This window comes from Blastococcus sp. SYSU DS0541 (genome assembly GCF_054050875.1).
In genome coordinates this window covers 1-11,869 of the sequence record NZ_JBJHAD010000007.1, presented here as the reverse complement: position 1 = coordinate 11,869, position 11,869 = coordinate 1, and the positions used below count along the sequence as shown (strand labels likewise).

Annotated in this window: 9 protein-coding genes and 1 rRNA gene; 5 read left to right on the top strand and 5 right to left on the bottom strand. The window is 74.8% G+C overall.

Annotated features, from left to right (window positions below; translation table 11 throughout):
* Position 1: 1 nt before the first annotated feature.
* The 3 genes from ACI794_RS09570 to ACI794_RS09560 form a co-directional block, all read right to left on the bottom strand.
* Positions 2 to 1,243: a Cache 3/Cache 2 fusion domain-containing protein gene (locus tag ACI794_RS09570; protein ID WP_456616255.1), complete on the bottom strand. Its 1,242-nt coding sequence runs from the start codon at positions 1,241 to 1,243 to the stop codon at positions 2 to 4.
* A gap of 281 nt (positions 1,244 to 1,524) precedes the next feature.
* Positions 1,525 to 2,628, bottom strand: a complete 1,104-nt coding sequence (bar, locus tag ACI794_RS09565) for a barbiturase (RefSeq protein ID WP_456603329.1) — start codon at positions 2,626 to 2,628, stop codon at positions 1,525 to 1,527.
* Between the two features lie 11 nt (positions 2,629 to 2,639).
* Positions 2,640 to 3,593 carry a carbamate kinase gene (locus ACI794_RS09560; RefSeq protein WP_456616254.1) on the bottom strand — a complete coding sequence of 318 codons (954 nt, stop codon included), beginning with the start codon at positions 3,591 to 3,593 and terminating at the stop codon, positions 2,640 to 2,642.
* Positions 3,594 to 3,644: 51 nt separating this feature from the next.
* Here ACI794_RS09560 and ACI794_RS09555 point away from each other — a divergent pair, with 51 nt between their 5' ends.
* Positions 3,645 to 5,756, top strand: a complete 2,112-nt coding sequence (locus ACI794_RS09555; RefSeq protein ID WP_456616253.1) for an ATP-binding protein — start codon at positions 3,645 to 3,647, stop codon at positions 5,754 to 5,756.
* Between the two features lie 6 nt (positions 5,757 to 5,762).
* Here ACI794_RS09555 and ACI794_RS09550 read toward each other — a convergent pair whose 3' ends face one another.
* Positions 5,763 to 6,293, bottom strand: a complete 531-nt coding sequence (locus ACI794_RS09550; protein ID WP_456616252.1) for an N-acetyltransferase family protein — start codon at positions 6,291 to 6,293, stop codon at positions 5,763 to 5,765.
* A 104-nt stretch (positions 6,294 to 6,397) separates the two neighbouring features.
* Here ACI794_RS09550 and ACI794_RS09545 point away from each other — a divergent pair, with 104 nt between their 5' ends.
* The gene (locus tag ACI794_RS09545) at positions 6,398 to 7,561 is read left to right on the top strand and encodes a benzoate/H(+) symporter BenE family transporter (RefSeq protein WP_456616251.1); all 1,164 of its coding nucleotides are present in this window, start codon (positions 6,398 to 6,400) and stop codon (positions 7,559 to 7,561) included.
* A gap of 4 nt (positions 7,562 to 7,565) precedes the next feature.
* Here ACI794_RS09545 and ACI794_RS09540 read toward each other — a convergent pair whose 3' ends face one another.
* Positions 7,566 to 8,411 (bottom strand): PHP domain-containing protein, encoded by an 846-nt coding sequence (locus ACI794_RS09540; protein WP_456616250.1) that lies wholly within the window; start codon positions 8,409 to 8,411, stop codon positions 7,566 to 7,568.
* A 79-nt stretch (positions 8,412 to 8,490) separates the two neighbouring features.
* On the opposite strand from ACI794_RS09540, the gene ACI794_RS09535 reads away from it, so the two are divergent.
* The 3 genes from ACI794_RS09535 to ACI794_RS09525 all read left to right on the top strand — a co-directional run.
* Positions 8,491 to 10,713, top strand: coding sequence for a DEAD/DEAH box helicase (locus tag ACI794_RS09535; protein WP_456582762.1), 2,223 nt, complete (start codon positions 8,491 to 8,493; stop codon positions 10,711 to 10,713).
* A 53-nt stretch (positions 10,714 to 10,766) separates the two neighbouring features.
* Entirely contained in the window at positions 10,767 to 11,396 is a 630-nt protein-coding gene (locus ACI794_RS09530; protein ID WP_456603323.1) for an alpha-ketoglutarate-dependent dioxygenase AlkB, read from the top strand.
* Positions 11,397 to 11,779: 383 nt separating this feature from the next.
* Positions 11,780 to 11,869 (top strand): 16S ribosomal RNA (locus ACI794_RS09525); the annotation flags it as partial.

Sequence of the window (11,869 nt, the reverse complement as noted above, 5' to 3'; positions counted from 1 at the left end):
GTCACGGGGCGGTGCCGGGCATCGCGTCCATCGGCAGCCCGACGTAGAGCATGCCGATCAGGGCGCCGTCCTGGGCTCGCAGTCCGGTGTAGGCGGTGAAGTAGGGCCGGTCGGCCACCGTCGCGGCACCGGTGTAGGTCTCGCCGGCGAGGACCGCCGCGAGCACCGGGTTCGGGCGGCCGTCGGGGCCGGTGCGCCCGATGGCGGTGCCCACGTTGCGCCGCCCGGCCGGGGTGAGGACGGTCGTCGCGACCCGGACCATGCCGCCGTCGCCGTCCAGGCGCTGGAACAGCGTGCAGCTGCCCCCGACCTGGCGCACCACGTCGTCGACGAGCGGGGCCGGCCGGCGGGGGTCGTCGCTGCGCTCGAGCGGCCGCCCGCCGATCAGGAGGTCGGGGAGCGCGGCGGTGTGCGTCGCGCCGGTGGTCTGGTCGCGCACGGTCAGGGAGGTGCGGCCCTCGCCGAGGCCTGCGCCGCCCAGGTCGGCCAGGTGCTGCTCGGCGACCGCGAGCGCCCGGCGGACGTAGACCACCCGCTGGCTCTCGGCCAGCTGCCCGACGGCGTCGCTGATCCGCGCGGAGCCACCGGCGGCGCGCTCGACGTTCTCGACGACGCGGTCGGTGGCCGCCCGCTGCTGCTCGACGGCGGCGGCGATCGTGTCCTGCGCCTCGGCGATGGAGCCGAGCGTCCCGGTGATCCGCTGCACCGCTTCCACGGCCTGCTGCGTCTCCCGCTGCACCGCCGTGATCTGGGCGTCGATGTCGCGGGCGGCCTGGGCGGTGCGGTCGGCGAGCTCCTTCACCTCGTCGGCCACGACGGCGAAGCCGCGGCCGAGGTCGCCGGCCCGGGCGGCCTCGACCGAGGCGTTGAGCGCGAGGAAGCGGCTCTGCTGGCTGATCGCGCCGATCAGGCGGACGAACTGGGTGATCGACTCGCTGGCGGTCTGCAGGGCGGCGATCCGCTCGTCGACGGCGCGCGCGTCCCGCACCGCCTCCTCGGCGATGGCGGAGGCCCGGCCGGTGCTCGTGGAGATGTCGCCGATCGCGGCGCGCAGCTCGGCGAGCGTCGCGGCGGCCTCCGCGGACGTGTCGGAGACCTCGCGCGAGGCCTGGGCGAGGACGCCTGCCTGCCGCGCCGCGTCCTCCATGCTGGTGTCGCGCTCGGGCGCGCGCCGCGGCGTCGGGGGGGCCGGGGCGACCGCCGTGGGGAGCGGCGCGGAGCCTGACGACGTGGACGAGCGCACGACCCGTTCCTCCCTGCGGTCGACCGGCGGACCGGCCCGCGGGCGGGCCGTCCCGGAACCGTAGGCCGCTGGTCGCCGGGCCGGGGAAGGCGCGCCGGGTGGGGCGGACCACCCCCGGGGACGACTTCGGGGAAGCAGGGCTCCGGACCGCCGGTCCGGACCCCCGCTTCCCCGAAGTCGTGCTGTGGGCTCTTACGCCTCGCTCGTGGCGCGACTCCGCGCCCCGGTCCGCTCCTCGCTCGCCCCTCGCTGCGGGGCTCCCGGGGCTCCCGGGGCTGTCGTCACGCCTTGACGATCGCGGCGACCGGACCGCCGCCGGACGGGCCCTGGTGCACCGCGGCCACCGAGACGAAGACCGCCGGGTCGCCGGTCACCGACGCCGTCACGCCACCGACGCACGCCTTGATCTGGCGGTGCCACGAGACGTCGGAGTCGTCGAGCATCGCGTTGCGCCGCCCGCGCACCTTGCCGTCGGGCGAGGCCTCGCACTTGAGGAAGACGTTGACCAGCCGGTCGCCCAGATCGGTGTGGTGCGGCCGCTCGGGCAGCTCCAGGCCGGCGTCGCGGATCGCGGCCCAGATGCCGTCCTGGTCCAGTGCGTCCTTCATGACCGAGTGGCCCACGCGGTAGCTACCGCCGTGGCCGCGGGCGTTGCCGACGACGACGATCTGCGCCCGGTCCAGCTCCACGCCCGACGAGCACGAGGCGACGGAGGAGTACAGGGAGAGGTCGCGCATGATCTGCTCCTGCGTCGGCATCTCGATCTCGCCGAGCGCCACCGCGATCCCCAGTGCCGTCGTGCCGTTGGAGATGTCCATCGAGCCGTGCGGCTCCTCCAGGATCGTCGTCTCCCCGCGCTGGTGGGCGTCGCGGATCGTGTCGATCGTCAGCAGCGGCGTCTTCGTCTGCACGTAGTGGACGTCGGCCGGGTCGGTGATGCCGGCGGCCGCCATCGCCTTCTTCACGCCCTCGGCGACCTTCTCCACCATCGCGACGCGGCCGATGTCCTCGGGCAGCAGGACGTCGCTCATCGCGTAGCCGACGGTCAGCCGCGGCTCGTCGGTCTTCTCGACCGCGTCCTCGGGCAGCGTGGCGAAGATCGTGGCGTGCGGGCTGATGACGCCGTCGGTGCCGCCGGACCACACGATGGGGATGTCACCGACCTCCTCCTTGCTCCGCGAGCCCTTCTCGAGCAGCACCTCGCGGAAGGCGCGGTCGGCGATGATCCGCGTGTAGTCGTTGATCCCGCCGTTGCCCTCGGTCTTGCCGATGACGGCGACGACGCGGTCGGCGTCCATCACGCCGTCGTCGATGAGCTTGGCGAGCTCGGAGGCGTCGCTGACGTTGTGCAGCGGGACCTTGCGGACCTCGATCGGTGCGGGCATGCGCATTCCCTTCAGGAGGAGGTGAGGACGGTGCCGGCGTCGTCGCCACGGACGGCGTCGGCGATGTGGTCGAGCGAGGTGATGACGGCGCGCGTTCCGCCTGCCTCCACGAAACGTAGGGCCGCCTCGACCTTGGGGCCCATCGAGCCGCGGGCGAACTGCCCGGCCTCGGCGAGCTCCCGCAGCTCGGCGGCGGTGACCCGGCCCAGGGGGCGCTGGTCGGGCGTCCCGAAGTCGACCATCACGTTCGGGACGTCGGTGGCGATCACCAGGGTGTCGGCGCCGACGTCACGGGCGAGGATCGCGGCGGTCAGGTCCTTGTCGATGACCGCCTCCACGCCGCGCAGCGCGTGCCCGTCCACGTGGTCGTCGACCACCGGGATGCCGCCACCGCCGGCGCAGACGACGACGAACCCCGCCGCGGCCAGGGCGTGGATGGCGGGGGAGTCGACGACGGCCAGCGGTTCGGGGGAGGCGACGACGCGCCGCCAGCCCTTCTCCCCGCGGTCCTCCCACCGCTGCCCGAGCGAGACGAACCGTTCCGCCCGCTCGCGGGGCAGGAAGCGGCCGACCGGCTTGGAGGGCTCGGCGAAGTGCGGGTCGTCGGCGTCGACGAGGGTGCGGGTGACCAGTGCCGCGGTGCGCTGGGCGAGGCCGCGTGCGGCGAGGGCGGCGTCGAGCTCGTCGGCGACGGTGAACCCGATCGTGGCCTGGGTCTGCGCGACGTTCCAGTCCAGCGGGACGGGCGGCACCTCGTGCGCGGCCAGCTCGTTCTTGACGAGCAGGTTGCCGACCTGGGGCCCGTTGCCGTGCGTGAGCACCACCTGGACACCGGCGGCGACCACCTCGGCGACGTGCCCGGCGGCCTCCCGGATCGCGCCGCGCTGGGCCTCCGGCGTGGCGGAGCCGTCGGCGCCGGTCATGGCGTTGCCGCCGAGGGCGATCACCACGCGCGTCGACGTCACCCCGGGGACCCTAGCCGCATTTTCCTTAGCGGTGAAGTAGTTGTGGGGGAGGTGTTCAAGGACCTGTCCCCGGACGCCGACAAGGGCATGGTGACGCCGCACCCCGTCCCGCCGACGGCCACCCCCGCGCAGGACCTGCTCGCCGAGTACGGGTTGCCGGACGACGCTCCGCATGAGCAGCTGCGTGCGGTGACGCGGGTCGCCGCCACGGTCTGCGGCGTCCCGAACGCGGTGGTGAACCTGCTCGACGAGTGCTTCCAGCACGGCGTGGGTTCCGTGGGCTTCGAGGGCGGCCGGACCGATGTCCGGTCGTCCATGTGCTACTACGCGCAGCGCGACGAGTCGCTGCGGTACGTGCCCGACGCCACGCTCGAGCCCGTCTTCGCGGTCAACCCGTGGGTCGACGGCCGGTCGGGCTCCATCCGCCTCTACGCGTCGGCACCGCTGGAGCTGCCCGACGGCCGGGTGCTCGGCAGCCTCTGCGTGTTCGACGAGGAGCCGGGCCGCATGTCCCCGGCTCAGATCTCGGCGCTCGAGGACCTCGCCGCGCAGGCGGTGGCCCTGTTCGAGCAGGGGCGGCTGGTCCGCGAGGCGGAGCGGCGCGGCGCGCTGACCGCGGCCCTGCTGGAGAGCATCGACGTCGGCGTGGTGGCCTGCGACGCCGAGGGGCGCCTCACCCTGTTCAACCGGGCGTCCCGCGACTTCCACGGGCTGGCGGAGGACGCCGGGCTGGACGAGGAGCAGCAGGCCGTCGCCTACTCGCTCTTCGAGACCGACGGCGTGACGCCGATGCCGGCCGGGCGCATCCCGCTGTTCCGCGCGCTGCGCGAGGGCGGGGTGCACGACGCGACCCTCGTCATCCGCCCGGCCGACCGCGAGGCGCGAACCCTGCGCTGCGACGGCGCGGCGATGCGGGACAGCTCCGGTCGCCTGCTCGGGGCCGTCGTCGCCATGAAGGACGTGACGGGGGAGCGCGCCGCCGCCCGCGAGCTCGCCGCGGCGCGCGACCAGGCGCTGGCCGCGACCCGTGCGAAGACGGCGTTCCTGGCCGCCGCCAGCCACGAGATCCGCACCCCGCTCAACGGCGTCCTCGGCATGCTCGAGGCGCTCACCCTCGGCTCGCTCGACCCGCGGCAGGCGGAGTACGTGCAGCTCGCCCGCAGCTCGGGTGAGTCCCTGATGGCGCTGCTCAACGACGTCCTGGACCTGTCCAAGGCCGAGACCACCTCGGTCACCCTCGCCGAACGCGAGCTGCGGCCGGGCGACGTCGCCACCGAGGTCGTGACGGCGCTGGCCCCGCTGGCCCACCGGAAGGGGCTGGACCTCGTCGTCGCGGCCGGTGACCACCCCGTGGTCGTCGGCGACCCCGTGCGGCTGCGCCAGGTCGTCATGAATCTCGTCGGGAACGCGCTGAAGTTCACCGAGCGCGGCCGGGTGGACGTCGCCGTCCGCACCGACAGCTGCGCCACCGGGTCGACGGTCCGCCTCCGGCTGTCGGTCCGGGACACCGGCCCCGGCATGGAGCCCGACGAGATCGACCGGCTGTTCCGGCCGTTCACCCAGGGCGCCCAGGGGGCCCGGGCCGGGGGGACCGGGCTCGGGCTGGCCCTGAGCCGGCAGATCGTGGAGCTCATGGGCGGGCGGATCGACGTCGTCAGCCGGCCCGGCGCCGGCTCGCTGTTCACCCTGGTCGTCGACCTGCCCGCCGCGGCCGCGCGGCCGGACGCCCCGGCGCCCGCGCCGGAGCTCGCCGCCCCACCCGCCGGCACCACCCCGGCCGCCCCGCTCCGCGGGATCCGGGTGCTGGTCGCCGACGACAACGACATCAACCTGCGCGTCGCCGAGGCGCTGCTGCGCGCCGAGGGCGCCGACGTCGTCACCGTCGGGGACGGCGAGGAGGCCGTGCGGGCCGTGGAGCTCGGGCACTTCGACCTCGTCCTGCTGGACATGCAGATGCCCCGCATGTCGGGCCCGGAGGCGGCGCGGGCCATCCGCGGCCTGCCAGGCCCCGCGGCCGGGACGACGCTGCTCGCGCTCACCGCCGCCACCGCCGAGGAGGAGCGGGCCACCTGCCTGCGGGCCGGGATGCAGGGCGTGCTGACCAAGCCGGTCCGCCGGGCGCAGCTGCGGACCCTGCTCGACGGCCTCCCCGCCCGGGTCTGAGCACGGTCAGGCGGGCTCGGCCGGGTCCTCGTCGTAGGGGCCCAGCGGCCGCTGCGCCCACAGCACGTCCCGCCACCGGCCGTGCTTCCACCCGATCCGCCGGTAGGTGCCGATCGGCTCGAAGCCCATCGCCGCGTGCAGCCCCTCGCTGGGCTCGTTCGGCAGGGTCATGCCGGCGATCGCGGTGCGGTAGCCGCGCCGGGCGAGCCGCTCGAAGAGCGCGGCGTAGAGCGCGCGCCCGCCCCCGCGCCGTCCTCGGCCCTCGGCCAGGTAGACGCTGACCTCGCAGGACCACCGGTAGGCGGCGCGCTCCTTGTACGGCCCGGCGTAGGCGTACCCGACGACGGCGCCGTCGTCCTCGAGCACCAGCCAGGCGTGCGTGCGCAGGGCCGCGGCGATCCGACCGGCCATCTGCTCGGCCGTCGGCGGCTCCGTCTCGAAGGTGATCGCCGTACCCGTGACGTAGGGCGCGTAGATCGCCGCGCAGGCCGCGGCGTCGGCCACGGTGGCGTCCCGGACGGTCGGAGCGAGGCCCATGATCAGCAACGTAGGCCCGGTGCGTCCTCGCGCGGGCGTGAGGTCGGCCACCTCGGCCCGCCGTGGGCGGGGCGCCCGGGGCCGCTGGGCTACCGTCCCGCGCCGTGCCTGCCGCCCCCTCCTCGACGACTGTCGCGGGGCTGGTGACGGCGCTCGTCGGGTTCCTCAGCTCCTTCGCGGTCGTGCTCACCGGGCTCCGGGCGGTCGGCGCCACCCCGGGGCAGGCGGCCTCGGGCCTGGTCGTCCTCTCGCTCGCGATGGGGCTGGCCACCGTGCTGCTGGCGCAGCGGACCCGCATGCCGATCACCGTGGCCTGGTCCACGCCCGGCGCCGCGCTGCTGGCGACGGCCTCCGCGCCCTCCTGGGAGGTGGCCGTCGCCGCCTTCGTGGTGGTCGGCGCGCTCGTCCTGCTCACCGCGGCGTGGCCCCGGCTGGGCGGCGCGATCGCGGCCATCCCGCCGGTGCTGGCCCAGGCGATGCTGGCCGGCGTCCTCGTCCCGCTGTGCCTGGAGCCGGTCCGGTCCGCGCTGGAGATGCCGTGGCTGGTGGTGCCCGTCGTCCTCGTCTGGGCGCTGCTGCTGCGGTTCTCCGCGCGCTGGGCGGTGCCGGCCGCGTTCGCCGTCACCCTCGGCATCATCGGGGTGCTCGCCCACCGCGAGGGCGGGGTCGAGGTGTCCGCGCTCGTCCCGGCCCTGGAGTGGACGACACCGGACTTCACCTCCACGGCCGTGCTCGGGCTGGCGCTGCCCCTGTTCGTGGTGACCATGGCCTCGCAGAACGTGCCGGGCATGGCGGTGCTGGCCGCCTACGGGTACCGGGCGCCCTGGCGGTCGGCCATGGCGGTGACCGGCGCCGGGACGGTGCTCGGCGCCCCGTTCGGCGGCCACGCGGTCAACCTGGCCGCCATCAGCGCCGCCCTCGCCGCCGGCCCGGAGGCGGACGCCGACCCGGCGCGCCGCTACCTGGCCGCGCGGACCGCGGGCCTGGCCTACGTCGGTTTCGCGCTGGTCTCGGCCGCCGTCGCCGCGCTCGTGGTCACGGCGCCCGCCGGCTTCGTCGCGGCGGCCGCGGGGCTGGCGCTGTGGCCGGTGCTGGCTGCCTCGCTGAGCGGGGCGCTCGCGCGGGCGGAGGACCGGATCCCCGTCGTCGCCACCTTCCTCGTGGCGATCAGCGGCGTCACCGTGGGCGGCATCGGATCGGCGTTCTGGTCGCTCGTCGTCGGCCTGGCCTTCTGGGCCTGGTACCGGCCGGCGCCGGCCGTCACCTGATCCCTCAGCGGCGCCAGAAGTCGAAGCGGTCGCGCCCGGGCCGGAAGCCGGCGGCCTCCGCGACGGCGACGGCGAGGTCGAACTTCTGCCCGACGGGGGCGGGCGCGTGCGCGTCGCTGCCGAAGCTGACCGCCTCGCCGCCGGCCTCGTGGAACCAGCGCACCTGGTCGGCCGACGCCAGCGGGCTGCTGGTGTTGATCTCCAGCGCGCGGCCGCTGCCGGCGAGGGCCCGGAAGACCGCCCGGTACTCCTCCTCGTAGTCCTTCTCGACGTACCGGTGGCTGCCGCCGGGCCAGTAGCGCCGCGGGAAGTCCACGTGGGCCAGGACTTGGAAGACGCCGCTGCTCTCGATCATCCCGACCATCTCGCCGAGGTAGCGGCGCATGGTCGCGTCGGCGTCGACGTGCAGCAGCCGCCCCACCCCGACCAGCCGCCCTTCGTCGGTCAGCGAGTGCAGCGAACCCAGGATCCGGTCGACGGGGGAGTCCTCGAGGTGGCGGGCGATGCTGGCGGCGAAGAGGTGCGGCTCGCCGGTCTCGACGCCCGACCAGATGCGCAGCTCAGGGAACCGGTCCCGCACCTCGGCCAGCTCGGCGAAGTACCCCTCGACGTCGATGGGCAGCTGGTGGGCCGGGTGGCGGTCGACCAGCCCCTCGGCGGTCGCCCGGTCCTCGTCGTGCCAGACGGTGAAGTCCAGGTGCTCGGTGAACGCGACCGCCGGCAGCCCCTGGGCGATCGCCCGCTCGCAGGCCCTGCGCATGGTCGACGAGTCGGGCGTGTCCCACGACCAGTGGGTGTGCACGTGGTTGTCGGGCGGCAGCTGCCCCTGGTGTGCCCTGTCCCTTGCCATCGCCTGTGGATTCTCCCCGCCGTCCCCAGGTGGCGCGCGGCCACCCGTTCCGTCCCTGGTCGTGCCTACTGTCGTCGCCATGAGCACCGCCGCACCGCCGTCCTCGATCGCCGACGAGGCCCTGGAGATCCTCCGGGAGCTCACCGGCCGCCCCGACGCCGTCTTCCGCGAGGGGCAGGACGCCGCGGTGGCCGCGCTGGTGGAGCGCTCCCAGCGCGCGCTGGTCGTCCAGCGCACCGGCTGGGGCAAGTCCGCGGTGTACTTCGTGTCCACCGCGCTGCTGCGCCGCCGCGGCGCCGGGCCGACGCTCCTGGTGTCGCCGCTGCTGGCGCTCATGCGCGACCAGGTGGCGGCGGCGGCCCGCGCCGGCATCCGAGCGGTCGAGATCTCCAGCGCCAACATGACCGAGTGGGACGACATCGCCGCCCGCCTGGCCGCCGACGACGTCGACGTCCTGCTCGTCTCCCCCGAGCGGCTGACCAACCCGCGCTTCCGCGAGGAGCAGCTGCCGGGCCTGGTCGCCCGGTGCGGCCTGGTCGTGGTCGACGAGGCGCACTGCGTCTCCGACTGGGGTCACGACTTCCGGCCCGACTACCGCCGCATCCGCGACCTGCTGGGCACCCTGCCCACGGGGACGCCGGTGCTGGCGACCACCGCGACCGCCAACGAGCGGGTGGTGGAGGACGTCGCCGAGCAGCTGGGCGCCGGCGGGGTCGAGGTGACCACGGTCCGCGGCCCGCTCTCCCGGGACTCCCTGCGGCTCGGGGTGCTGCGCCTGCCGTCGGACCGCGCGCGCCTGGCCTGGCTCGCCGCGCACCTCGGCGACCTCCCGGGCAGCGGCATCGTCTACACGCTCACGGTGGCGGCGGCGGAGGAGACGGCGAACCTGCTGCGCGACGCCGGCCACGAGGTGCGCGCCTACACCGGCCGCCTCGACGACGCCGACCGCAAGGACGCCGAGGAGGCGCTGCGGGAGAACCGGGTGAAGGCGCTGGTCGCCACCTCCGCGCTCGGCATGGGCTTCGACAAGCCCGATCTCGGCTTCGTCGTCCACCTGGGTGCGCCATCGTCGCCGGTCAGCTACTACCAGCAGGTCGGCCGCGCGGGCCGCGCCGTCGAGCACGCCGACGTCCTGCTGCTGCCCGGGCCCGAGGACATCGCCATCTGGCAGTGGTTCGCCACCTCCTCCATGCCGCGGGAGGACCACGCGGCCGCGGTGCTCACCGCCATGGCGGACGGCAAGGCCTGGTCGGTGGCGCGGCTGGAGACGGTCGCCGACGTCCGCCGCTCGCGGCTCGAGCTGCTGCTCAAGGTGCTCGCCGTCGACGGCGCGGTCGAGCGCGTGCAGGGCGGGTGGCGGTCCACCGGGCGGCCGTGGGTCTACGACGCCGACCGCTATGCCCGGGTCACCCGCACCCGGGAGGCCGAGCAGCGGGCGATGCTCGCCTACGCCAAGCCCGTCGACGAGGCCGAGTGCCGCATGGCTTTCCTGCAGTCCGCGCTCGACGACCCGACGGCGTCCCCCTGTGGCCGCTGCGACGTCTGCGCGGGCCCCTGGTACGCGACCGACGTGCCCGAGGCGGCGTCCGAGGCGGCGTCGGCCGCGCTCGACCGGCCGGGTGTGGAGCTGGCGCCCCGCGCGATGTGGCCGACCGGCGCCGACCGGCTCGGTGTCGACGTCAAGGGCAAGATCGCGCCCGGGGAGCAGCTGCAGACCGGCCGCGCCGTCGCCCGGCTCACCGACCTCGGCTGGGGTCAGCGGCTGCGCTCCCTCCTCGGTGACGACGGCGTCGGCGGGGTCGTCGAGCTCGACCTCGAGGCGCCGAGCATCGAGGAGGACCCGGACGCCGCCTTCGACGTCCCGGTGCGCCGGTCGGTCTCCGACGTGCCGCCGGACGAGGAGCTCCTGCGGGCCTGCGGCCGGGTGCTCGCCGCCTGGGACTGGGCGGAGCGCCCGGCGGCCGTGGTGGCGATGCCGTCGCGACGCCGTCCGCAGCTGGTGGACGGCGTCGCGCAGGGCCTGGCCCGGATGGGGCGGCTGCCCTACCTCGGCGAGCTCTCGCTCGCCCACGGCGGGCCGACGGGACAGCCTGGTGGCAACAGCGCGTTCCGGCTGGCCGCGGTCTGGGACCGCATCGCCGTGGGCCCGGAGCTGCGCGCCCGGCTGGCGGAGGTGACCGGGCCGGTCCTGCTCGTCGACGACCTGGCCGACTCGCGCTGGACCATGACGGTCGCCGGCCGGGAGCTGCGCCGGGCGGGTGCGGTCGCCGTGCTCCCGTTCGCCCTGGCTCTCACCGCCTGAGTTCTCCACAGGTTTTCGCACACATGTGCGAAAAGTCGGGGTAGCGTGCCGGCATGCACGTGGCGCACCAGCCCTCGATGTGGGACCTCGCCGAAGAGGCCGCGGTCACGCCCCTCGCCGGGCACGTCGTCCGGCACCGGCTGTCTGCCGGCGCCTGGGTCGACCATCTCCCGGGTTGGGTGACCGGCTCGGACGAGGTGCTCGAGGTGCTGCTGGGCGACATCGGCTGGCGGGCGGACCGCCGCCAGATGTACGAGCGGGAGGTCGCCGTTCCGCGGCTCCTCCGGTGGTACTCCGGTCACGAGCCGCTGCCGCACCCGCTGCTCACCGACGCCCGCGACCTGCTGAACCGGCACTACCTGCCGGAACTGGGCGAACCCTTCGTCACCGCCGGCATGTGCCTCTACCGGGACGGGCGGGACAGCGTGGCCTGGCACGGCGACCGCATCGGCCGCGGCCGGTCGGCGGACACGATGGTCGCCATCGTCTCCTTCGGCTCACCCCGCCCGTTGCTGCTGCGCCCGGTCGGGGGCGGGGAGTCGCTGCGCTTCCCCTTGGGCCACGGCGACCTGGTCGTCATGGGCGGCTCGTGCCAGCGCACGTGGGAGCACTGCATCCCGAAGACGACGAAGCCGGTCGGTCCCCGGGTGAGCGTCCAGTTCCGCCCCCGCGGGGTCGCCTGAGCCCCGGAAGGCCCGGAACGACGCGGCTCGGGGGGCTTCGGAGGCGACCGAGGGACCCCCCCTGCAGACCCCCCTCCAGAGCGTGTATCGTTCTCCATGCACCGAGCGAGAACGGACCGGGCCGCGAGGCCTGGGAAACCGCCGGCGGAGCCCCTGAGGGCGAGCTGCTGCGGAACTCGGTGTACAGTGGGGAAACCGCCTAGGACGAGGGCCAAGAAATTGGCCGGACTTCTTGCGCGTCCGCTCCTTGAGAACTCAACAGCGTGCCGAAAGTCAGTGCCAAGTAATACCCCGTGCCGCGATTCTTGTGGTCGTGGCTGGGATTCCTTTGGTTGATTGATATCGCGAGTGTCAGCTCGCGGTTCTCAGCCGGTATCAAATCATCTACGGAGAGTTTGATCCTGGCTCAGGACGAACGCTGGCGGCGTGCTTAACACATGCAAGTCGAACGGTGAACCGCTTCGGTGGGGATC

What these genes read in the sequence shown, in the direction of transcription:
- bar (WP_456603329.1), bottom strand. Translation starts at nt 2,628, where the DNA reads ATGCCCGCACCGATCGAGGTCCGCAAGGTCCCGCTGCACAACGTCAGC.
- ACI794_RS09550 (WP_456616252.1), bottom strand. Translation starts at nt 6,293, where the DNA reads ATGGGCCTCGCTCCGACCGTCCGGGACGCCACCGTGGCCGACGCCGCG.
- ACI794_RS09540 (WP_456616250.1), bottom strand. Translation starts at nt 8,411, where the DNA reads ATGGCAAGGGACAGGGCACACCAGGGGCAGCTGCCGCCCGACAACCAC.
- ACI794_RS09535 (WP_456582762.1), top strand. Translation starts at nt 8,491, where the DNA reads ATGAGCACCGCCGCACCGCCGTCCTCGATCGCCGACGAGGCCCTGGAG.
- ACI794_RS09530 (WP_456603323.1), top strand. Translation starts at nt 10,767, where the DNA reads ATGCACGTGGCGCACCAGCCCTCGATGTGGGACCTCGCCGAAGAGGCC.